This window comes from Microvirga sp. Mcv34, from assembly GCF_024519725.1.
GTDB lineage: Bacteria > Pseudomonadota > Alphaproteobacteria > Rhizobiales > Beijerinckiaceae > Microvirga.
In genome coordinates, this window is the sequence record NZ_JALJRK010000030.1 from 14,052 (window position 1) to 34,104 (window position 20,053).

Here is a 20,053-nt window from a genome sequence, read left to right on the forward strand (position 1 = left end):
CTTTCATGAACACGCAACACGCGCTCCCCCCAATCACCCTCGCGGCCAACGACTACAACCGCCTGCTGTTCACGGCGATGATCCGGCACAAACACAACCGCCGGGCATCCAACTTCCTGCTCAAGGAGCTGCGTCGCGCCAGGGTTTGCCATCCTGCGGCGCTGCCGGAGGATGTCGTCTCGACGAACTGCCGCGTGATCTACCGCATCGACGACGAGCCCAAGTCGCGTGCGCACCTGCTCGTTCATTCCGAAGACCTGATCTGGCCTAGCGCAGAAATCTCCGTGATGACGCCGCTGGGAACGGCGCTCCTGGGCCTGCGCGTTGGCGACCGCATGTCGTTCGAGGAGGATGGCAAGCTCCATGAGGTGTGCGTGGAGGGCATCGGCCTGCGCTTTCTGGATGACGGTTCGACGGTCACGCGCACGCCTGGTGGCATCGATTGGGCTTCCGACGAGCGGAGGGCACGATGATCAAGCAAGAAACTCTCCCGCCCGTGACGATCTCGACGGGCGACTACGACCGTCTCGCTTTTCTCGCGTCCTTTGGCTTGAACTTTCAGCAGGACCGGCCTGCGGCGACAATGCTTGCCAACGAGTTGATCCGTGCGACGGTCGTGACGCCACGCGCCCTTCCGCCGTCGGTGGCCACGATGCACTCGCGGCTGGAATTCCGCGATGACGTCACCTGGGATGTCCGCTGCGTAACGCTGGTCTACCCCGACGAGGACGCCGGCGAGGCAGACCAAGTCTCTGTGCTGTCGCCGGAAGGCGCGGCCCTGATCGGCCTCAGCGAGGGACGGTCGATCACGTGGCGGACGTCCAAGGGATGGCGCAGCCTCACGCTGCTCCGCGTCCTCTACCAGCCTCACGGACGCTTCGTCGAACCATGGAGGGAACTGTCATGATGGGCCAAGAGCTTATTTCCATCATGCTCATCCTGGCCTGCTACCTGGTTTACCGGGTCGTCATTCACTCAGCAATCCAACACACCTCTGGCGAGCGCAAGGTTCGGAAGTGAAGGTTCGGTGGCTCGCCCGGAGCCGCGTCACCATCGGGGGCAGGAGGATGAAGTGAACAGAGCGTGTTTGGGCCATTTGCCCAACAGGAGCATGACCGGAGGCCAGCGGGAGCCTGTGTGCTGCCGCCATCATCCCCCGGAGCCGGCGATGGAGCGTGTGATGCGCTCGGTCGCCTTTGCGCTCATGGTGCTCGGCACGGCCGCCGGACTCTGGGAGCACTGGCTTGCTTGAAGGGCCGCAAAGCCGTGGCGCAGTTGCGCCGTGGAGGCCGGACCATCAGTGGTGCTGCCGGCTCCAATGGCGCCTCAGGCGTCCTCCGTCGTCCGGCGCAGAATGGCCTTGACGATGCTGTCTAGGCTCGGGGCAGCGGCGACCACCACCTGGCGGAAACCGGCCGGCTTGAGCGCCTCCGCCGCTTGAAGGCTGATCGCAAACGCCGTCATGCGGGCGCAGGCCTCCACGAGGCCCGACGCAATAACCAGGCTGCAGAACACTGCCGCCGTCCGGGCGGACAGGAACACGGCCCCGTCGATACGGTTCCAGGACATCTCGTGCAGGGTCCGTGCGCTCAGCCGCTCCACCGGACTGGCGCGGTAGACGATCAACCGGTCGACATCGAACCCAGCCGGGGCCAAGCCGGCCGCCAGGTCGAGTGAGATGTCGCGGCCGCTGAGGTGGAGCAACCGCCCCGCGCGCGGATCGACCTTTTGGCGGACATGGGCCATCAGGTTCACCGCGGTACCGCCCGCGGCCTGCACGTTCGAGAACCCGGCGGCCTCCAGCGGCTCCGCCGTGGCCGGACCGACGGCGAAGACAGGCATGTCACGGCGCGCGCCCGGGATCTTGAGCAGTTCGCGCGAGGCGTTGGCGGAGGTGAGCAGAACCGCCTGCGGCCCGGCCAGCACGGCCGGATCCCACGACACCGGCATGATCCGCAGCAAGGGCTCGCCGAGCCACTCGATGCCGCGTGCCTTGAGCACGGTCCCGAGTTCCTCCGATTGCGCCTGCGGGCGCGTGAGCAGAACCCGCATCAACGCCTCCGCTCATTCAGGAGACCTGGCCACGGCGTCTCCAGCGGCACGAAGGCGCCGGTCACCCGCGGACCAACAGCCCGGACCTCGACGCATGCATCCGCCGACCCGTCGGCTCCAAGCAGCGGCATGCGGTCCCCAGCACGCACGCCCAGGAGGGACAACCCAGCCGGGGTCAGGACCGACAGCTCGGCGGGCGGCCACATCCGGTCGTCCGGGTGGATCAGCATGCGCTTTTCCGGTGTGTCCTCGTCACCGAGGCGATAGGTCACGAACGTATCCAGGGCGACGACGTCGTCCGGGAGCTCGTCCGGTGCACACAGTCTGGCTCGGCGCAATTCGTGCAACAGGTGAGCCGCAAGCGGGTGCGCCTGTTCGGCAAGGCGTTCCGCCGTGTGCAGCAACCGACGATGGTCGCGCACCGTGACGGTGATGGCGGGCAGATCGACGATCATGGCGTTCCTCCTCGTCCCAGGCAATTCGGCAGCCTACCGGTTCAGAGGACTGTCCACGGGCGAGGACGGGCACCCGACCGGAAGGACCGCCGTGGCCGCAATCTCCACGATGGCAGCCGGTTCGACGAGTGCGGAGACCTCGACCAGCACCATTGCTGGATAGTGACTGCCCATGATCTCGCGGTAGACGACGCCGAGCTCCCTGAGCAGTGCTCGGTAGTGCTCGATGTCGAGCACGTACCAGGTCATCTGCGCGATATGCTCGGGCGCCCCGCCCGCCTCGGCGAGGACCGTGCGCACGTTCCGCAGCGCTTGGCGCGCCTGGGCCACCAGGCCGACGGAGGTGATCCTCCCTGCGTTGTCGGTGGCGATCTGCCCGCCGACGAACACGAACGTGCCGATGCCGGCCATGGCATGCGAATAGCCGCGGGGACTCGGCCATTTGGGCGGATTGATCTCGCGCAGCGGGGTCGAGAGAGGCGGCGGAGCGATGGTCATGGTGTCCTCCTGCTCGGCTCCACGACAGGGGCAGAGCCGTGATGATCCAAAATGCAGCCAAGAGGTGTCCCCCGGGACGGCGGCCTGTCGGCCGCCGCCGCGGGGTTCAGGATCCTGTTTTCAGCAACACCATCGCGGCCGGATCGTCGCTCCTGGAGGCAGGAGCGAAGGTCGGCGGCAGCGTGAACGCGGCCCGATGCACCTCGGGCGTGTAGTAGAGGGTCCGGCTCCGCAGCACGCTGAAGCGTCTCCGCAGAACATCGGTCGTGGGGCGCAGCGCATCGCGGGAGTCGCCTGCTGCCACAAGCGCAAGCATGCCGCCTGCGTAGGTCGGCACCGGCGCAAGATACGGACGCACCCCGGCAAAGGATCCGGACAGGCGTTCGCGCACTACCGCCAGTTCATCAGGTTGGAAGAAGGGGGCGCCGCTCTGCACGACGATCATCCCGCCGGGACGAAGGCGACGCCGGCACGCCCTGTAGAAGGCTGGCGTGAAGAGCGGCTCCCCCGGACCCATCGGGTCGGTCGAGTCGATGATGATGACGTCAAACATGGCCTCGGTCTCGGCGACGTAGCGCGTCCCGTCCATGACGAGCACGTTCGCCCGTGGATCGTCGAAGGCTCCGTCCGACACTTCGGGGAGGAAGCGGCGCGACAGGTCAATCACCTCGCCATCCAGCTCGACCAGCGTCGCGCTCTCGACCGGATGCTTGAGCACCTGCTTGAGCGTTCCGCCGTCGCCGCCGCCGATGATGAGCACGTCCCGCGCGGAACCATGCGCCATCAGCGGCACGTGCGCGATCATCTCGTGATAGATGTGGTTGTCGCGTTCCGTCAGCTGTACGATGCCGTCGAGCACGAGAACCTTGCCGAAGGTGGCGTTCTCGAAGATTAAGACATCCTGGAACTCGGTCCGCCAGTGATAGAGGACGCTTTCCATCGAGAGCATCTGCTTATGGTGCTCGTGAAGCTTCTCCTGGAACCAGGTCATAGGATCACCCCACGCTTGTGCTCGGCGAGCGTGACGTGCCCCGGCAGGAACGCCCCCTTGAGGACCTCGATGGCCTTGTGCGGCTGCGCGGTGCCGCACATGAAAATGTCGACGGCCGCATAGGAGATCTCGGGCCAGGTGTGGATGGAGATGTGGCTCTCCGCGAGCACCGCGACGCCGGAGATGCCGCCATTCGGCGAGAAATGGTGGAGGTCGATGTTGAGCAGCGTCGCGCCGGCACGGGCGGCCGCGTCCCGCAGCGCCTGTTCGACCAATTGCAGGTCGTCCAGGTTCGATGCATGCCAGAGATCGACGATCAGATGCGTTCCCGCGAACAGCATGCCGTCGCGTTGGATGAAATGGTCAAGGCGGCCGTCGTTGGCCGGCGCAGGGATTGAGGGAAGGATGGCAAGAGGTGCTGTCCGATCAGCATGACGCGGGCGTCCCTCAAATCCGTGGGCGGGCGGGCGCGGGTCGGGGGTGGCAATCACGCTGAGACGGTTGGTTTCGGGCATTCAGTTCTCCGTTGGCAGATTTCTGCCGGTTGCAGGACAAAGGTGGGCCACACGACCAGGGGCGGTCGCGTGGCGGATTGTTCGCATGGTGCGCGCGGGACATGCGCGCTTATGCGGGCTGGGGTTCCACGACAGCAGGTTCGCGCACCTGCAGCACCGTCAGCCGCTTCGTCTCTCCGGTGCGCGTGGTCCAATCAATCGACTTGCCGACGGGCAGCCCGATCAGCGCCGTGCCGATGGGCGTGAGTACGGAGATGCGTCCCTTCGAGATGTCGGCCTCGTTCGGGTAGACGAGGGTCACCGTTTGCACGCGTCCGGTCATGTCGTCGCGGAATTCGACCGTGCAGCCCATGCACACGGTATCGGTGGCACGGCGTCCCGCGGCCAGAACATGCGCGCGGTCGAGTTCTTCGCCGAGTGTGGCCGCGACCTCGGGCATGGTATGCGCTGCCGCGTTGGCGAGCACCGACAGTTTCCCATGGTCGGCTGCGGTCAGGGTGATGCGCGGCTTGGCGCCGCCGGCCTTCTTCGTCATCTCAGGTCTCCAATTCTGGTGGGGACGTCAGCAACCGTCATGCGGCGCTCGGTCCGGGATCGTCGTCATCGCCGTGGGGCGGATCAGGGAGCCGCTCCGGCGCCGGTCGGCTCCGCGGCGTCAACCGGACCACCTTTCCATCCGGCTCCTCCGCCCCGTGTGGATCGGGCTTGGATGGCGGTTCATTCGGGGACTGATGCATGGCACGGCCTCCTTTGCGCCGGATGGAGATGGGAGCGGATGCGGGTTGGGCGTCTGCGCCGGGAGCTCGGGAGCAATCGGCCCCGGGCACGCCTCTCCCGACGGCATACCGGGCTCTGCGCCGCCGCGGGGAAGGGGTTGCGTCTCGTCACGCTGAGCACGGGCTTGAAGAAGTGTTGAAGCATACCGTCGCACCGGATGCCTCGGCAGCCGGCCTCACAAGATGTCCGAAGGTTTGGGAATCCTGCACTGCCCCGAACTCGGGGCGCGGATGCGCGTCGAGCTCGGGGCTACTTGCCCGCGATGAGGTTGCCTGCACGCAGCAGGCCGCGACAATGATGTGCGAAGCTCAACATGATGCTTCTAGGCTGGTGCATATTGCCCCGTTTGTCAAATCGTCGACAGGCATTGTGGCGGAATGCCCTGGGTCAGGCTCATCGTCGGGCTCGCGCCAGGCATCGCTCGTGAGCACGACATGGATCGCCTCCGCGTGCTTGGCGGATCTCAGGCGCGCCGCGACCTCGCGGTCGCGCAGCCGCCGCGCCACGCAGGCCAGGGCGCGCAGATGCGTGGGATCGTCTCCATCCGGGCTCAGCAGCAGGAACACGAGATCGGCTGCGATGTTGTCGGTCGCGCCGAAGTCCTGCGCCGGCCTGAGGCGCGCGAAGGCGCCGATGGGCTGGTCGAGGCCAGGGATCGCGGCGTGGGGGATCGCGACCCCGCGCCCGAAGCCGAACGTGGACGCCTCGCCGCGCTCCAGAACCGCGCGGCAGACAACATCGCAATCCAAGGCGGCTTGCGCCGTCGCGAGGCGAACGAGTTCGCCAACAACCTGCCGGAGGTCACGGGCACGCAGGCGCGGAATCACGCGTGCCGGAGAAATCAAGGATGCCATCATGGTGGGTGCCATCGTCACCGTCGGCCGGATCCTGGGCCGCCTCATGTTTTCAGGAACAGGACAGGGTCGCTCGCCCCGGGCGGCATGCCGCCGCCGCGGGCTTAACGGCCCGTTTGCAGAAGTCCTTTCCGGAACAGCATGCGCTGCATGAGAAAGCGTGTGTTCATGGCATTATGGCAACGCTTGTCGGCAACGTAAGTTCAAGCTCGCGCCGGAGGCTATCCCTAAGGGCCATTGCACCCCGCATACGCCGGCATGGGCTCCACAGCTTGAACAGCCGCCTATTGTGTCTATCTTGGGCATATCATGCCGACACCCGCTACCACGCTTTGCTTCGCCACGCAGGCCACCTGCCACGCCTCAAGCGCCTGAGCCGGGGCAAGACGCCTGTCTTGCGCCCGGGAGCTTTCACCAAGCAGCAAGCACGAACCAGCGAACGATCAGCGACCGTGTCCTGTTCGCGGCTGCCCACAAGATGCGCCCATGCGTCCGGTCCGCCTGGCTGATGATATTCGTTTCAGGAGTATGAGGTGTCCGCGTCTCTCGTTGTCCCAACTGTTTCCGCACTTGATCATGAACGGCTTCGGAGGATCGCCTCGGCCGGCATGCGGATCCGCAGGGCGCCGCCATCGGCGCAGTTCCTCGCGTCCGAGCTCGAACGGGCCCGGGTGGTCAGCCCTGCAAGCCTCCCTCCGAACGTGATCTCCATGCATTCCGTCTTCGATTTCCGCGACGGGATCGCCGAGCAGATCCGCCGCGGGATGCTGGTTTATCCAGGAGAGGAGGATACAGGCGCGGAGCGCATTTCTGTGCTGTCGCCATTGGGCGCTGCTTTGATCGGCCTAGCCGAAGGACAGTCATTCCAATGGCGCAGCGCCACAGGCGTACAACGGGCGCTGCAGGTCATCCGTGTCGTGCATCAGCCCGAACGCGCGAGCGCGGGCGAGGACCACTATGCGAGAGCGGCTCCTGCGCCGACGCAACGCGGCTTGATGCGGACCACCACACGCTAGCATCGTGCCGGGCCGGAGAGGTGTTCTCCGGCCCGGCGATGTCCTCAAGCGAGCGCGGAGGCCTGCATCTGGACCCGCTTGCTGTCGGCCACCCGTTGCTTTCTCCGGAGCAGTTGCCGGCTGATCTTGGCGAGCGCCTGGTCAAAGGCCTTATGGCAGTCCGTCGCCGAGGCTTCGGCGACGATCACCTTCAGATTGCCGACCTGCACGTTGATGGTGCAGCAGTACCATTGCCCGTCGCGCGTGAACCCCACGGTCGCATGGTTCAGATGCCCGAAGTAGGTTTCGGCGACATGCAGGAGCTCTTCCTGGACCTTGCGCGGCAGCGCCTCGCCAAGGTCGATGTTGGAGCCGATGATCCTGATCGGAGTGGGTGTGGCGTTCTGCTTCATAAATGCCTCCTTCATGGGCTTGCGGGATGGGGGCTCCTGATGGTGTGCATCTCATTAGGGGGCACGGGAGCGTGTGGCGTGCCGGGTTTGGCCGGTTTGTCGTTTCCATAGGAACACCAAGGGCACCGGGCCGCGGCCCTTGGCAGATTGCGGTTGCAGATCCTGCAGACGTCCCGTCGGGCACGCCTCAGCATCGTCGTTCTCCTTTCGCGAGCCTCGCGCTCTGCAAAGCCGTTATCGTGGTTGGTGCGGGCGGGCGGTCAGGACCGCCGCAGCCGTGTCATCGGCCTCTTCCGTCGAAGAATGGTTGGGTTGCGGCGACCCGCGCCATCACGATCAGCGTGAGGGACGCGAAGAGTCCCAGGACACTGATCGATGCCGCGTAGCCGAATGCTTCGCCCAGCCGCTCCCAGAAGATGAGTTGCGCGAGCGTCAGGACAAAGAAGGTTGCAAGGATGACAATGGACATGACCTCACCATGCGGCGATCTCGGCGAGACGGCCGCTCATCGTGATTGGATTGTGATTGCAGAAACCCGTGCGCGCCGGATCAATCCACGCGGTGCATGGCGATGGGATTATGGGTGGTCGGGTTTTGCCGTGTACCGATCATCCCCGGACTGAAAGCGTCCGGGGCTTAGGCTCCCGTCTTCAGACGGCCTGCGCGCAAAGCGGAAAGGTTACGGATCGTGGGCATGACATCATCAATGTCGGTTGCACCGGGATCGTTGTCAAGGTTATCGCCCGCGTCAGAAGGCGCGGTTTGACAAAGCGCCGAGGCAGCCTAAGCTTGCTGTGTCATGGTGCCCTTTCTCAGACATCATCGCGGCCGCTGCCGCGCCGGAACCCTGGTCGCAGGACGCTAGCCCCGCGTCCGCCGTGCGTGCACGCGGACACGGGGTAAGGAATACCGTCAAAACATCAAGTCGGATTGGGATGCGGGCGCACGCACGTTCCGGCGCGGCCGCGTGGTGGCATTGCACTTGCGGAGACGTCGGCCACCGAAAGGTGCCACCGCGAGCCGGGGTGTGCGTTTCGGCAGGGTATCATGAGCAAAGAATCGAAGAAGAGATCCTTGAGTTATCGGGTGACGACACCTGAGGAGCGCGCCCGGCGCGAGACCGAGACCGAGCGGCGGTCCGCGCACATCATAGCGCTAAAGGCGCGAGGCCTGAACTACGCCACCATCGCGATCCGCTTGGGCCTGAGCGCCAGCACCGTAAGCCGCCTTGCGCGGGAATACGTCGAGCGAGCGCACGATTAGATTCAGGCCAGACTCAACCGACGCCGCATGTGTAAGAGGAGAGCAAAATGTCCAGTCATGCCCAACGCTCCACGAGCCTGCGCAACGAGGCATCCCCGCTGAACAACATTGAAGCCTTGGTCCGTGAGCTGTTCGAGCGCGCCTGCCGCGACGACAGCTTCGATGACCTCAAGCGGCGCGCCGCGTTCAACCGCCAGGACGCCGGTCACCTCAGGCACTGGATCAGGGCCGCACAGGCGGCGGCCGGGGCTCCCCGTCGCACCTGACGGCATCGGCTTGAATTCGTGGATCTTCTACTTACCTTAAGGGTATCATGAATACGCTGCGTCACTTCTCCCATCATTGCGCGGGGCGCCTCCTCCCAGGCTGCTGAACCCCGAAGGCCGGCCTGCCCATCGCGGCGGCCCGCTCTTCGGGGTCATGACGACTCCTGAACAATCCTCGGACCCATCGCGCCCTTTCAGGGGCCGGCGTGGCATGCGCCCCATCAGGATCGTCCTTCAGCCTTTGGCATGCTGCGCCGCGTGGGTGGAGACAACATGACTGCACGCCATCACCGCTTGACCGAGCCGCTGACGCCGCACCGGCTGCTGTCCCTGGCCCTTGGCCAATCGCCCGTGCCGGACGATGGCGGCCGCATCGCGCTCATGCCGTGGCGCCTGCGGCGGGAAGCCCTGGGCCGCTCGACGCCGAACCGCCTTCAAGATCAGGACCGCAGGCCGCAGCACCCACCCGCGGGCGCGGTGCCATCCCCGCTCACCGTCGCGGACGTGATGACGCGTGACGTGGTCTCCGTCTCGACGGCCACCCCGGTGAGCGAGGTCGCCAATGTGCTGGCGGGCAAGAGGATCAGCGCTGTGCCGGTGGTCGGCGCCGATGGAAGTCTGCTTGGCATCGTCAGCGAGAGCGGCCTGATCCGGCGGGCCGAGATCGGAACAGAGCGCCGGCGCTCCTGGTGGCGCAAGGTCTTTGTCGACATCAGCGCAGAGGCATCCGACTACGTCCGGGCCCATGGTCGCAAGGCGCATCACGTCATGACACCGCAGGTGGTCACGACCACCGAGGACATGACGCTCGCGGACGTCGCCGCTGTCATGGAGAAGCGGCGGCTCAAGCGGCTGCCCGTCGTGCGCGGAAAGCGTCTCGTTGGCATCGTCAGCCGCAGCGATCTCGTCAGGGCGGTCGCGCGCCACCGCGCCCCGATGTTTGCGGATCCTCCCACGGATGATGCCATCCTGCGGGACCTGATGGCCCAGGTAGCGGTTGTGACGCCCTCCTACCGGCTCATCAACGTCTCGGTGCATCGCGGCAACGTGGACATCGCCGGGCTCGTGGACTCGGCGTCCGAACGCGCGGCGATTCTCGTCGCGGCCGAGAACACGCCAGGCGTCCGCTCGATCCAGGACCGCCTGATCCTGCGGCCCCGCTCCGTTTCCTGAACCAGGGAGAACAGTGCGATGACGCGACCCCGTGCCATCCTGAATGACGCCGTCCTGTTCGTCGGCGTCTGCCTGATGCTCGGAGTTCCTGGAGCGATGATGATCGATTCCGGCGAGGTCCTCGCGATCTATGCCGCCGCGGTCCTCGGCTTCGCCACGTGGGTGTCCCGGGAGACCTACCAGGGCTCCCGCGCAGCGCCGACTCCCTCCAGGGCTCGCTGAACATAGGGATGGGGCTCGTGAGCCTTTGCCCGTCGACCTCGTTCGCGCCGGATCAGCCATTGCTGGCGTCAAGCCACGGAACGGGTCCGGCCGCCGTGGTGGTGCGGGAGGTCGCAGCGAAGGCATGGGTCCCGAGCGGGAGGGGGAACCCGAAGCCGGACGGCGGGTTCCCCCTCAAGGCCAAGCTTCCTCTGCCTGCGGTGTGAGCTTGGCCGACGGACGAGGTGACTGTGACCAGTGAACGTTACGCCATCGGACTCGCCCGCGCCTTTGGCGGCGCGATCATCTTCGGCCTCCCGCTGCTGATGACCATGGAGATGTGGTCGCTCGGCTTTTCGATGGGACGTGGCCGGCTGCTGCTGCTCGTAGGCTTCACCCTAGCGGTCCTGGTGGGACTCTCCTACTTCTCCGGCTTCGAGAAGACCTTCAGCCTCAAAGAGGACGCCATGGACGCGTTCGCCGCCTTTGGTGTCGGCGTGATCACATCCACCCTGCTGCTCGTGGCGCTTGCGGTGATCACCTTCGACATGAGCTGGGGCGACATCATCGGACGGATTGCGTTGCAGAGCGTGCCGGCCAGCGTCGGCGCCATGCTCGGGCGCAAGCAGCTTGGCGCCGAGCAGGACATGCAGGCCGAGGAGGAGCGCAAGCAGGAGGCAGGGTACGCCGGCGAGCTCTTCCTGATGCTGGCCGGGGCGCTGTTCCTGGCCTTTAACATGGCCCCGACGGAGGAGATGATCCTGATCGCCTTTCAGATGACGCCGTGGCACGCCCTGGCGCTGGGTGTGCTTTCGATGCTTCTCCTGCACGTCTTCGTCTACAGCATCGGGTTCTCCGGCCAGGAGAGTCGGCCCGAGGGCGGGACCTTCCTGTCGACCTTCCTGCGTTTCACGCTGGCCGGCTACGGCATTGCACTGCTGGTGAGCCTTTACGTGCTCTGGAGCTTCGGGCGTACGGATGGTGTGGCCGTGGCCGAGATTGCAAACATGCTGGTGGTGCTAGGCTTCCCTGCGTCGCTGGGCGCCGCGACGGCGCGGCTCGTGGTGTGAGGCAGCGATGAACCGGGAATACAAGACAGGTGAGATCCAGGCCGGAAAGCCGGTGCAGCAGGTGCCGTGGTTGGAGTGGCTGGCCGCCGGCATCGGGCTTTTCCTCGTCCTTGGCATCTTCGGCGTGATCGGCTGGCAGGCGCTCAACGGCGCCACTGTCCCTCCCGTGATCACCGTCACGGTCGAGAACGTGACGCCCGTTGAGGGTGGCTACCGGGTTCTGTTTCGAGCGCAGAACACGGCCGGGGAGGCAGCCGCGCAAGTGGAAGTCGAGGGCAAGGTGTCCACGGACAGCGGAGAGGAGGTCAGCCAGGTTGTAATCGACTACGTCCCGGGGCATTCGGACCGGAGAGGCGGGCTATTCTTCACCCGTGACCCGAGCAGCGGCACCCTGGCCGTGCGCGCCATAGGATTCGCCGATCCCTAACAAGCGTGGGCGACAGGGCCCTTCCCAAGCCTCGCCGGCAGCCCAAATCGTTCGCGCCGGGGCGACATGTTGCATCGGCGGTTCTGCCCCGGACCATGTCCGGAAGGTCCGGTTGGCGACCGGCGGAACGGAGCCCGTCACGGGCCGGACAGCCTTACCTCGCCAACTCTGTAGTCCAGGCTGTCGCGTACGACGCCCCCTATGACGCTGCGCTCCCGGGCGCGCTGCGCCGCCTGCGCGTATTCCTCGGCCCGGCTCCCATCGGCTTCGCGGATCTCGGGATGGACCAAGATGGTCGTGAACCGGGTTTCCCTCGGGAACCCGCTCACCGAGCCTTCCGCCGTGACGTGGATCCGCGAGAACGGCAGCCCTGCATTCTTGAGGATGCGCGACAGGGTGATGCTGTAACAAGACCCCACTGCCGATAGGAGCAGTGTTTCCGGATTCACGCCCTGGCCAGGCTCGTCCGTTTCAGCAGGAGCCGAATAGCCAAAGCGTTTGTTCCCGATGATGCAGACGCCCTCCCCGTCCGCCGGTTGGCTATGCCACCCCAGAGCCACACGAAAGCACAGATCGGTCATGCCATCATCTCCTTGCCGGCCTGGTGCATCGGCCTGTGCGGTGTGGTCCAGCTTCCGACCTGACCGGCAAAGCGCGGGAGCGTCAGAACCTGGCCCATTGGCCGGAGGGCCGGGGCTCCCCGCACCATGGCGTGAGCGAGGCTCCCCGGCCACGACGGCCGTGCCCCCGCAGCCGTCCGGGCGCTGATAGCAGGCCGCGCGACAGGTACTTTGTCTTGGCACAAACGGTTGGCGGCTCTGTGGCGCGGCCAGCGGCGGTTCCGGTGCGACATCCCCCGGTTCCGACGTGGGACCAAGACGCCAGGGCTGAGGCGCTGCACGGGGAAGCGGGGCAACCCAGATGGAACCCCCGGAGCCCTGTTCCATTGTGCCCTTGCCCCTCGGATGCCTTGCCTGGAGTGCCGCATGCTGACCGCCGCCGATGTCATGACCGCCACCGTCGTCACCGTTCCGCCCGAGACCCCGGTCCCCGAGGTCGCCCGCCTGCTCCAGGAGCACCGCATCAGCGGCGTGCCTGTGGTCGACGACAGTGGCAAGGTGGTCGGCATCGTCAGCGAGGGCGACCTGATCGGACATGCGGGCGCCATCGGCGAGCAGCGTCGTTCTTGGTGGCTGCGCCTGATCACCGGCGAGGATGCGCTGGCCCGCGACTATGCCAAGACCCACGCCCGCACCGCGAGGGACGTCATGACCGCCCGGGTGGTCACCGTGCCGGAGACCGCGTCCCTGGCGGACATCGCCCGGCAGATGGAGCGGCACGGAATCAAGCGCGTGCCGGTGGTGCGGGATGGACGGCTGGCCGGCATCGTCTCGCGCAGCAACCTGCTCCAGGCCCTGGCCGCCACCGACGTGTCCAAGGATGCCAGCGTCGATGACCGGACGATCCGGGAGCGCCTCACCGCCGAGCTGAAGGCGCAGCCCTGGGCCCACATGATGACCAAGAACATCGTCGTGGAGAACGGCGTTGTCCACCTGTTCGGCTTCGTACGGGGCGAGGAGGAGCGCCGCGCCTTGCGGGTGGCCGCCGAGAACGTTCCTGGTGTGGTCCGGGTCGAGGACCAGTTGGTGCGCCGTGAGGCCTACCCCGCCGCGTGATCCGGCCTCCGGCACCTCAAGAGGAGCCCTTCCCCGCCCGGGACCGCTGATGGACGCCCGACCTGTGCCGCAGGCTCCGCGGCGCCTTGGACCGCCAGCGGCCTCGGCATCACCGTGCGCAGGGGGAACAATGATCAACTGGAACTACGATAGGCACGAGATCCTGGCGGACGGCGTTGTCCATGCCCTGGGGGTTGTCGGCGGGCTCGTCGCCGTGATCGTCCTGCTGGCACTCGCCGCGCCAACGGTCGGCCCCTGGGAGCTGACCTCGGTGGCGATCTATGGCGTCGGGCTTGTGGCCGTGCTCGTGATCTCCGCCCTCTACAACCTATGGCCGGTGTCCCCGGTCAAATGGGTCCTGCGGCGGTTCGACCACTCGGCCATCTTCCTCCTGATCGCCGGCACCTACACGCCGTTCATCATTCAGATGAGGAACGAGGTCTCGTCCGTCGTCCTGCTGGTCAGCGTTTGGATAGGCTCATTGGCCGGGATGGCTCTGAAGCTGTGCTTGCCCGGCCGGTTTGATCGGCTTGCGATCCTGCTCTACCTGCTCCTCGGCTGGAGCGGCGTCATGGCGTACGAGGCCGTGCTCGGCGCCCTGGCCGGCTCGACGCTGTGGCTCCTGGCCGCCGGCGGCGTCCTCTACACGGCGGGCGTGGTCTTCCACTTGTGGGAGAGCCTGCGCTTCCAGAATGCGATCTGGCACGCCTTCGTCCTGATCGCGGCAGCCTGCCATTATGGGGCTGTGCTGGACTGCATGGTGCTGGCTCCGGGGTGATCTCCAGCGGCGCGAATCCGGTCAGCCTCCGCCACGTGGACAAGACGCTCCGGCGGGATCGCCGGGGTGGACGACAGCTATGTTTCAGGCGGAATGCCTCAGTGAAAGGATTGTCGGCCACATGGGCGTGGGCGCGTTCCGCCCGGGCTCGGCTGCTCTGCACCGGACACGGTGAAACGCCGGCTGGGGATCGTGCCTTCGGCCACCGCCAGCCCCCGCAGAGCTCAGATCGCAAATCCGTCCCGGAAGGGATGGAACATGACCGGCTCACCCGCCCGCACCGGGGCATGGAGCGCATCAATGCACACAAGACCATCGGCCGCCGCAAGCGGCTTCAGGCGCGCCGATCCCCCGCGTCCGAGGATTTCGGCCGCCAGGCCTCCGCTGGTCTGGACAAGCCGGGCTGGCGCAAACTCGGTGCGTCCGGGGCGGCGCTCGAACGTATGCGTCAAGGGAAGCCGCATGCCGGCCAAGGGCCGTGCTGGACGACCATTTAGGGCGGCAAGCACGGCTCCGCCGAGCAGCAGCCAGGAAACCAGGGCGGCGACCGGGTTGCCGGGGAGCCCCAGGTACGCGGCGTGGCCGATCCTGCCAATGGCCGCCGGCTTGCCGGGCTTGAGCGCAATCCTGAGGGACTCGCCCATGCCTCCGGCCTTGGCGAGGGCCGCCAGGGAATGATCCTCGTCGCCGACGGAGACGCCGCCGGTGCTGACGATCAGGTCGCACCGGGTGGCAAGGTCCCGAAAGGCTTCCGCCATGAGCCGCGGATCGTCCGGAACGATCCCGCCATCGACCACCGCGGCTCCGGCCTGACGGGCGAGCGCGAGAACCATCGGTCGGTTGGAGTCGAACAGCGAGGTATCGGCGAGCGTCTCCCCTTGGGACCGCAGCTCGTTGCCTGTCGAGAGCACCGCGACCCGGATCCTCCGACGAACGCAGACCGTGCCGTGCCCCTGGGCCGCTAGGAGGGCCACATGCCGCGCGTCGATCCGAGTTCCTTCGGCCAGAAGCGTCTCACCGGCTTGGACGTCCTCGCCGCGGCGCCGGATGTTGTCCCCGGGCCTCACCATGCGGGACAGGGCGATCCTGCCATCGGCACGGGTCACATTCTCCTGCATGACGACTGCATCGGCGCCCCGCGGGACCATCGCCCCTGTGAGGATGCGCAAGGCAGAGCCCGGGGGAAGGGTACGGGCACCGTCGCCGGCCGCCGCGCGTCCGATCACCGTGAGGACCGAGCCGGCGGGCAGGCCATCTCCGGCAGCCAGGGCGTAGCCATCCATGGCCGACTGGTCGAAGGGCGGAAGCGGCAGGTCGGCGGCGACAGCCTGGGCTAGGATCCGGCCCACTGCCTGATCCAGGACCACCTCCTCATGCTCCTCGACTGGAACCGCCCAAGCCGCTGCCCGGGACCGGGCCTCCTCAAGCGAGACGAGGCCGTCCGACGCGTCGCAGGAGGCGCGCTCCACGGAAAGGATAGCCGGTTGGCTCAAGGCTTGACAGCCTCATACATCTTGCGGGCTTCGGCCTGTTGCCGCTCCAGGTCAGGGAGAATCTGGGAAGCGAAGGCCTTGACCTCTTGGTTGGGCGCCCGGTTGGCGGCTTGGTAGATGCCGATCTCCTGCTCCAGGGCCTGCATCTGCACCTCCGCGTACCGTCGGCTCAGGGCGAGATAATCGAGCGGCTCCAGGTTCTCGATGATCACCTGGTGCTCGAACTCCTTGACGGATGGAAGTGGCATATTCCGCTCCCGCGCAAAGGCCTCGATCCGCTGCAATAGGCTCGTGCGGAAATCGGCGGCGGCGGCGGCGTATCCTTTGACCTCCGGCCGTGTGTCCCGGCTGGCGGCGATCTTGGCGATCTGTCCCTGGAGCGTGGCCGAACTGTAGGCCAAACGGAGGAACTCGTCCGGCTCGATGGGACGGGGCTGGGCGGTAGGGCCGGATGCCCCCTGCCCCTGCGCCGAGACGGATGGGATTGCTCCGGAGAGCGCAGCTCCGAGCACGAGCGCCAGCATGAGAGATCTGAAAACGTTCATGTGCTTACTGCCATCCCGGAACGCCCGACATGTCGGGCAGCTTGTGCGCGATGCCCTTGTGGCAGTCGATGCAGGTTCTCTCTCCTGAGAACAGGAAGCGCTCGTGCGCCGACGCGGCGCGCGGGTTCTGCTTCGTCAGGTCCATCGACTCCGAGCTGTGGCAGTTGCGGCATTCGAGTGAGTCGTTGGCCTTCATCCGCTCCCACTCCCGCTCGGCCAGGTGCTTGCGCATGGCCAGGAACTTGTCCCGCGTGTCGATGGAGCCGAAAATGTGCCCCCAGACTTCCTTCGAAGCCTGCATCTTGCGGGCGATCTTGTTCGTCCAGTTGTGCGGGACATGGCAGTCGGGGCACGTTGCCCGCACGCCGGAGCGGTTCGTGAAGTGGACGGTGCCCTTGAGCTCCTCGAACACGTTGGCCTGCATCTCATGGCAGCCGGTGCAGAACTTCTCGGTGTTGGTGACCTCCAGCGCGGTGTTGAAGCCGCCCCAGAAAATGACGCCGGCGACGAAGCCGCCAAGCGTGAGGAAAGCTAGGCTGAGATAGCCCGGCGGGCTCAGGGCCGTCCTGACCCACGGGTTGCCACGGAACCAGCCCCATGCGCGTGAGATCCCCGCTGCCATCAGTGCCGCCCCCGTTCAGGCTGACGCTCCGGCTCGGCAAGGGCGTCCATGTCGGTGAAGACATTGTCCACCAGGGGCTTTGCGGTCGTCTGCGGCACGTGGCAGGAGACGCACACGTAGCGCCGCGGCGCCAGGCCGCCGAGGGTGTTCCCCTCCCGGTCCTGGTAGTGCGTCACGCTGATCATCGGAGCCTGGCTCTGGTCCGTGAACTTGCGCGCGTGGCAGGACATGCACTTGTTGGCATTCAGGTCCATCGCATAGCCTTCGATGGAATGCGGGATCACCGGAGGCTGGTCGGGATAGTTGCGGCGCACGCGCACGTCGTCGGTCACCTGCCGCTGCATCGGCGGCGCCGGCGTTTCCCTCGTGAACGGCTGGGGGCCGCGCAGACGTGGCGCATCCTGCGCAAGGATCGTCCCAGCCGCCAGACAGGGCCCGAGACCCGCCAGGATCAGGAAAACGCTGCGCCTCATTGCACATCTCCCGCGTCGGCGGTGGCGGCCGCGACGACCTTGACCGCGCATTTCTTGAAATCGGTCTGCTTCGAGATTGGGTCGGTCGCGTCGAGCGTGACCTTGTTGATCAGCTGGCTCGCGTCGAAGAACGGCACGAAGACGAGTCCGGGTGGCACCTTGTTGCGACCGCGGGTCTCGACCCGGCTGCGGATTTCGCCGCGCCGGGAGACGATCCGCACCTCCTGCCCACGCCGCAGGTGGCGCTTGGCGGCATCGTCCGGATGCATGAACAGCACCGCGCCCGAGAACGCCTTGTAGAGTTCGGGCACGCGCATGGTCATGGAACCGGAATGCCAATGCTCCAGCACGCGTCCCGTCACAAGCCAGAGATCGTACTCGGCATCCGGGGACTCGGCGGGCGGCTCATAGGGGGCCCCCATGATATTGGCCTTCTTGTCGGGGTTGCCATAGAACTGCACCCCGCTGCCCTTCTCGACATAGGGGTCGTAGCCCTCCCGGTAGCGCCAGCGCGTTTCCTGCCCGTTCACCACCGGCCAGCGCAGCCCGCGCACCTGGTGGTAGGTGTCGAACGGCGCCAGATCGTGCCCGTGCCCGCGGCCGAAGCTGGCGTATTCCTCGAATAGGCCTTTCTGGACGTAGAAGCCGAAGGCCTTCGCCTCGCGGTTCTCGTAGGCCGGGTCGATCTCGGACAGGGGGAACTTGTTCACCTCGCCGTTGGCATAAAGCACATCGAAGAGGGTTTTGCCTTTGTACTCCGGATGGGCATCCAGGATCTGCGCCGGCCAGACCTCGTCTGTCGTAAAGCGCTTCGAGAACTCCATGAGCTGCCAGAGATCGGAGCGGGCGTCGCCGGGGGCGTTGACGAGCTGGTGCCAGAAATGGGTGCGCCGCTCCGCGTTGCCGTAGGCGCCCTCCTTCTCCACCCACATCGCCGCCGGCAGGATGAGGTCGGCCGCCATGGCAGTCACAGTCGGATAGGCATCCGAGACCACGACGAAGTTCGCCGGGTTGCGGTAGCCGGGATAGGTCTCGTTGTTGGTGTTGGGCGCCGTCTGGAGGTTGTTGTTGCACATGATCCAGTAGGCGTTGAGCTTGCCGTCCTTGAGCATGCGGTCCTGCTGCACCGCGTGATAGCCGACCTTCTCCGGCAATAGCCCATGCGGCAGCTTCCAGATCTCCTCGGCATGCTTGCGGTGCTCGGGATTGTTGACCTGCATATCGGCGGGCAGGCGATGGCTGAAGGTGCCGACCTCGCGCGCTGTGCCACAGGCGGATGGCTGCCCGGTGAGCGAGAAGGGCGAATTGCCGGGCTCGGAGATCTTTCCGGTGAGCAGGTGCAGGTTGTAGACCATGTGGTTGGCCCAGACGCCGCGAACGTGCTGGTTGAACCCCATGGTCCAGAGCGACATCACCTTGGTCTTCGGATCGGCATAGAGCTTGGCGAGGGCCTCCAGCCGTTCCTTGGGGACGCCCGAGAGCTCCGAGGCCTTCTCGACCGTGTACTGGCTCATCAGCTTCGCGTAGTCCTCGAAGCTTGAGGCGTTCGAGACCTGGGCATCATTGGCGTGCTGCGCGCGCTGCTCCAGAACGTTGTCGGGTCGCAGACCATAGCCAATGTCGGTGTTCGCCAGCCGGAAGTTGCAGTGCTTCTCGACGAACTCCCTGTTCACCGCCCCGGTCTGGATGATGTAGTTCGCGATGTAGTTCATGATCGCGAGGTCAGAGTTCGGTTTGAAGATCAAGGCCATGTCGGACAGGTCGGTGGTCCGGTGCTCGTAGGTCGAGAGCGTCATGATCCTCACATGCGGATGGCTGAGGCGACGGTCGGTGACCCGGGTCCACAGGATCGGGTGCATCTCGGCCATGTTCGAGCCCCAGAGCACGAAGGCATCGGCGTGCTCGAAATCGTCGTAGCAGCCCATCGGCTCGTCCATGCCGAAGGTGCGGATGAAGGTCACGGCCGCCGAGGCCATGCAGTGGCGGGCGTTGGGATCGAGGTTGTTGGTGCGGAAGCCGGCGCGCATCAGCTTGGAGGCGACATAGCCCTCCCAGATGGTCCATTGGCCCGAGCCGAACATGCCCACGGCCTCCGGTCCCTTCTCCTTCAGCACGCGCTTCCAATGCTTGGCCATCTCGTCGAAGGCTTGGTCCCAGGAGACCGGCTGGAACTCGCCATCCTTCGCGAACTGGCCGTTCTTCATGCGCATGAGCGGCTGCGTGAGCCGGTCCGAGCCGTACATGATCTTGGACAGGAAGTAGCCCTTCACGCAGTTGAGGCCGCGGTTGACCTCGGCCTGCATGTCGCCGTGGGTGGCGACGACCTTGCCATCCTTGACCGCCACCATCACGCCGCAGCCGGTGCCGCAGAAGCGGCAGGGCGCCTTTGACCATTGCAGCTGGAGATCCTCGCCGGTCAGGATGTTCTGTGCGCTTGCCGGGAGCGTCACGTTCGCGGCGGCGGCCGCCGCCGCGGCGGCCTGGGTCTTGAGAAGGGTGCGGCGCGTGAGGTCCAT

26 protein-coding genes are annotated in these 20,053 nt (G+C 66.1%); 11 read left to right on the plus strand and 15 right to left on the minus strand.

The window, feature by feature from the left end; translation table 11 throughout:
- Positions 1-5 precede the first annotated feature (5 nt).
- Together OC446_RS16495 and OC446_RS16500 are read left to right on the plus strand one after the other, a co-directional pair.
- On the plus strand, positions 6-473 hold the full coding sequence (locus OC446_RS16495) for a GreA/GreB family elongation factor (RefSeq protein ID WP_262030110.1): 468 nt from the start codon (positions 6-8) through the stop codon (positions 471-473).
- Positions 470-907 carry a GreA/GreB family elongation factor gene (locus OC446_RS16500; protein WP_262030111.1) on the plus strand — a complete coding sequence of 146 codons (438 nt, stop codon included), beginning with the start codon at positions 470-472 and terminating at the stop codon, positions 905-907. Before OC446_RS16495 ends, OC446_RS16500 begins: the two co-directional genes overlap by 4 nt.
- A 419-nt stretch (positions 908-1,326) precedes the next feature.
- Here OC446_RS16500 and OC446_RS16505 read toward each other — a convergent pair whose 3' ends face one another.
- The 7 genes from OC446_RS16505 to OC446_RS16535 form a co-directional block, all read right to left on the minus strand.
- Positions 1,327-2,052 (minus strand): uroporphyrinogen-III synthase, encoded by a 726-nt coding sequence (locus tag OC446_RS16505; RefSeq protein WP_262030112.1) that lies wholly within the window; start codon positions 2,050-2,052, stop codon positions 1,327-1,329.
- Complete coding sequence (locus OC446_RS16510; RefSeq protein ID WP_262030113.1) at positions 2,052-2,507, minus strand: transcription elongation factor; 456 nt, start codon at positions 2,505-2,507, stop codon at positions 2,052-2,054. The genes OC446_RS16505 and OC446_RS16510 overlap by 1 nt, the downstream gene beginning before the upstream one ends.
- Before the next feature lie 33 nt (positions 2,508-2,540).
- The gene (locus OC446_RS16515) at positions 2,541-3,005 is read right to left on the minus strand and encodes a RidA family protein (protein WP_262030114.1); all 465 of its coding nucleotides are present in this window, start codon (positions 3,003-3,005) and stop codon (positions 2,541-2,543) included.
- Positions 3,006-3,111: 106 nt separating this feature from the next.
- A complete protein-coding gene (gene speE, locus OC446_RS16520; protein WP_262030115.1) occupies positions 3,112-3,996 on the minus strand; it encodes a polyamine aminopropyltransferase in 885 nt (294 codons plus the stop codon).
- Positions 3,993-4,511, minus strand: a complete 519-nt coding sequence (speD, locus tag OC446_RS16525; protein WP_262030116.1) for an adenosylmethionine decarboxylase — start codon at positions 4,509-4,511, stop codon at positions 3,993-3,995. Before speD ends, speE begins: the two co-directional genes overlap by 4 nt.
- A 109-nt stretch (positions 4,512-4,620) precedes the next feature.
- Positions 4,621-5,046 (minus strand): nucleoside diphosphate kinase regulator, encoded by a 426-nt coding sequence (rnk, locus tag OC446_RS16530; RefSeq protein WP_262030117.1) that lies wholly within the window; start codon positions 5,044-5,046, stop codon positions 4,621-4,623.
- A 550-nt stretch (positions 5,047-5,596) separates the two neighbouring features.
- Entirely contained in the window at positions 5,597-6,157 is a 561-nt protein-coding gene (locus OC446_RS16535; protein WP_262030180.1) for a PTS sugar transporter subunit IIA, read from the minus strand.
- A gap of 518 nt (positions 6,158-6,675) precedes the next feature.
- Here OC446_RS16535 and rnk (OC446_RS16540) point away from each other — a divergent pair.
- Positions 6,676-7,158, plus strand: a complete 483-nt coding sequence (gene rnk, locus OC446_RS16540) for a nucleoside diphosphate kinase regulator (RefSeq protein WP_262030118.1) — start codon at positions 6,676-6,678, stop codon at positions 7,156-7,158.
- A gap of 44 nt (positions 7,159-7,202) precedes the next feature.
- Here the strand turns inward: rnk (OC446_RS16540) and hpf are convergent, their stop codons facing one another.
- Together hpf and OC446_RS16550 are read right to left on the minus strand one after the other, a co-directional pair.
- Positions 7,203-7,550, minus strand: a complete 348-nt coding sequence (hpf, locus tag OC446_RS16545; protein ID WP_262030119.1) for a ribosome hibernation-promoting factor, HPF/YfiA family — start codon at positions 7,548-7,550, stop codon at positions 7,203-7,205.
- 280 nt (positions 7,551-7,830) lie between these two features.
- Entirely contained in the window at positions 7,831-8,019 is a 189-nt protein-coding gene (locus OC446_RS16550; RefSeq protein ID WP_262030120.1) for a hypothetical protein, read from the minus strand.
- A gap of 578 nt (positions 8,020-8,597) precedes the next feature.
- On the opposite strand from OC446_RS16550, the gene OC446_RS16555 reads away from it, so the two are divergent.
- The 6 genes from OC446_RS16555 (at position 8,598) to OC446_RS16580 (ending at position 11,950) form a co-directional block, all read left to right on the plus strand.
- Positions 8,598-8,813: a helix-turn-helix domain-containing protein gene (locus OC446_RS16555; protein ID WP_262030121.1), complete on the plus strand. Its 216-nt coding sequence runs from the start codon at positions 8,598-8,600 to the stop codon at positions 8,811-8,813.
- Between the two features lie 47 nt (positions 8,814-8,860).
- The gene (locus OC446_RS16560) at positions 8,861-9,079 is read left to right on the plus strand and encodes a hypothetical protein (protein WP_262030122.1); all 219 of its coding nucleotides are present in this window, start codon (positions 8,861-8,863) and stop codon (positions 9,077-9,079) included.
- Positions 9,080-9,352: 273 nt separating this feature from the next.
- On the plus strand, positions 9,353-10,252 hold the full coding sequence (locus OC446_RS16565) for a CBS domain-containing protein (protein ID WP_262030123.1): 900 nt from the start codon (positions 9,353-9,355) through the stop codon (positions 10,250-10,252).
- Positions 10,253-10,270: 18 nt separating this feature from the next.
- A complete protein-coding gene (locus tag OC446_RS16570) occupies positions 10,271-10,474 on the plus strand; it encodes a hypothetical protein (RefSeq protein WP_262030124.1) in 204 nt (67 codons plus the stop codon).
- 230 nt (positions 10,475-10,704) lie between these two features.
- Positions 10,705-11,523, plus strand: coding sequence for a TIGR02587 family membrane protein (locus OC446_RS16575; RefSeq protein WP_262030125.1), 819 nt, complete (start codon positions 10,705-10,707; stop codon positions 11,521-11,523).
- 7 nt (positions 11,524-11,530) lie between these two features.
- Positions 11,531-11,950: a hypothetical protein gene (locus OC446_RS16580; RefSeq protein WP_262030126.1), complete on the plus strand. Its 420-nt coding sequence runs from the start codon at positions 11,531-11,533 to the stop codon at positions 11,948-11,950.
- 137 nt (positions 11,951-12,087) lie between these two features.
- Here OC446_RS16580 and OC446_RS16585 read toward each other — a convergent pair whose 3' ends face one another.
- On the minus strand, positions 12,088-12,531 hold the full coding sequence (locus OC446_RS16585; RefSeq protein WP_262030127.1) for an OsmC family protein: 444 nt from the start codon (positions 12,529-12,531) through the stop codon (positions 12,088-12,090).
- A gap of 426 nt (positions 12,532-12,957) precedes the next feature.
- Between OC446_RS16585 and OC446_RS16590 the strand changes: the two genes are divergently transcribed.
- Positions 12,958-13,626, plus strand: coding sequence for a CBS domain-containing protein (locus tag OC446_RS16590; RefSeq protein WP_262030128.1), 669 nt, complete (start codon positions 12,958-12,960; stop codon positions 13,624-13,626).
- Positions 13,627-13,756: 130 nt separating this feature from the next.
- Positions 13,757-14,404 carry a PAQR family membrane homeostasis protein TrhA gene (gene trhA / locus OC446_RS16595; protein ID WP_262030129.1) on the plus strand — a complete coding sequence of 216 codons (648 nt, stop codon included), beginning with the start codon at positions 13,757-13,759 and terminating at the stop codon, positions 14,402-14,404.
- A 224-nt stretch (positions 14,405-14,628) separates the two neighbouring features.
- Here trhA and glp read toward each other — a convergent pair whose 3' ends face one another.
- Genes glp through napA form a run of 5 tightly spaced genes read right to left on the minus strand, consistent with a single transcriptional unit; the run spans position 14,629 to position 20,053 of the window.
- A complete protein-coding gene (gene glp / locus OC446_RS16600) occupies positions 14,629-15,897 on the minus strand; it encodes a gephyrin-like molybdotransferase Glp (RefSeq protein WP_262030130.1) in 1,269 nt (422 codons plus the stop codon).
- Entirely contained in the window at positions 15,894-16,442 is a 549-nt protein-coding gene (locus OC446_RS16605) for a DUF4142 domain-containing protein (RefSeq protein WP_262030131.1), read from the minus strand. The genes glp and OC446_RS16605 overlap by 4 nt, the downstream gene beginning before the upstream one ends.
- Before the next feature lie 4 nt (positions 16,443-16,446).
- A complete protein-coding gene (locus tag OC446_RS16610) occupies positions 16,447-17,064 on the minus strand; it encodes a NapC/NirT family cytochrome c (RefSeq protein WP_262030132.1) in 618 nt (205 codons plus the stop codon).
- A complete protein-coding gene (locus OC446_RS16615) occupies positions 17,064-17,537 on the minus strand; it encodes a nitrate reductase cytochrome c-type subunit (RefSeq protein ID WP_262030133.1) in 474 nt (157 codons plus the stop codon). The genes OC446_RS16610 and OC446_RS16615 overlap by 1 nt, the downstream gene beginning before the upstream one ends.
- The gene (gene napA / locus OC446_RS16620) at positions 17,534-20,053 is read right to left on the minus strand and encodes a periplasmic nitrate reductase subunit alpha (RefSeq protein ID WP_262030134.1); all 2,520 of its coding nucleotides are present in this window, start codon (positions 20,051-20,053) and stop codon (positions 17,534-17,536) included. The genes OC446_RS16615 and napA overlap by 4 nt, the downstream gene beginning before the upstream one ends.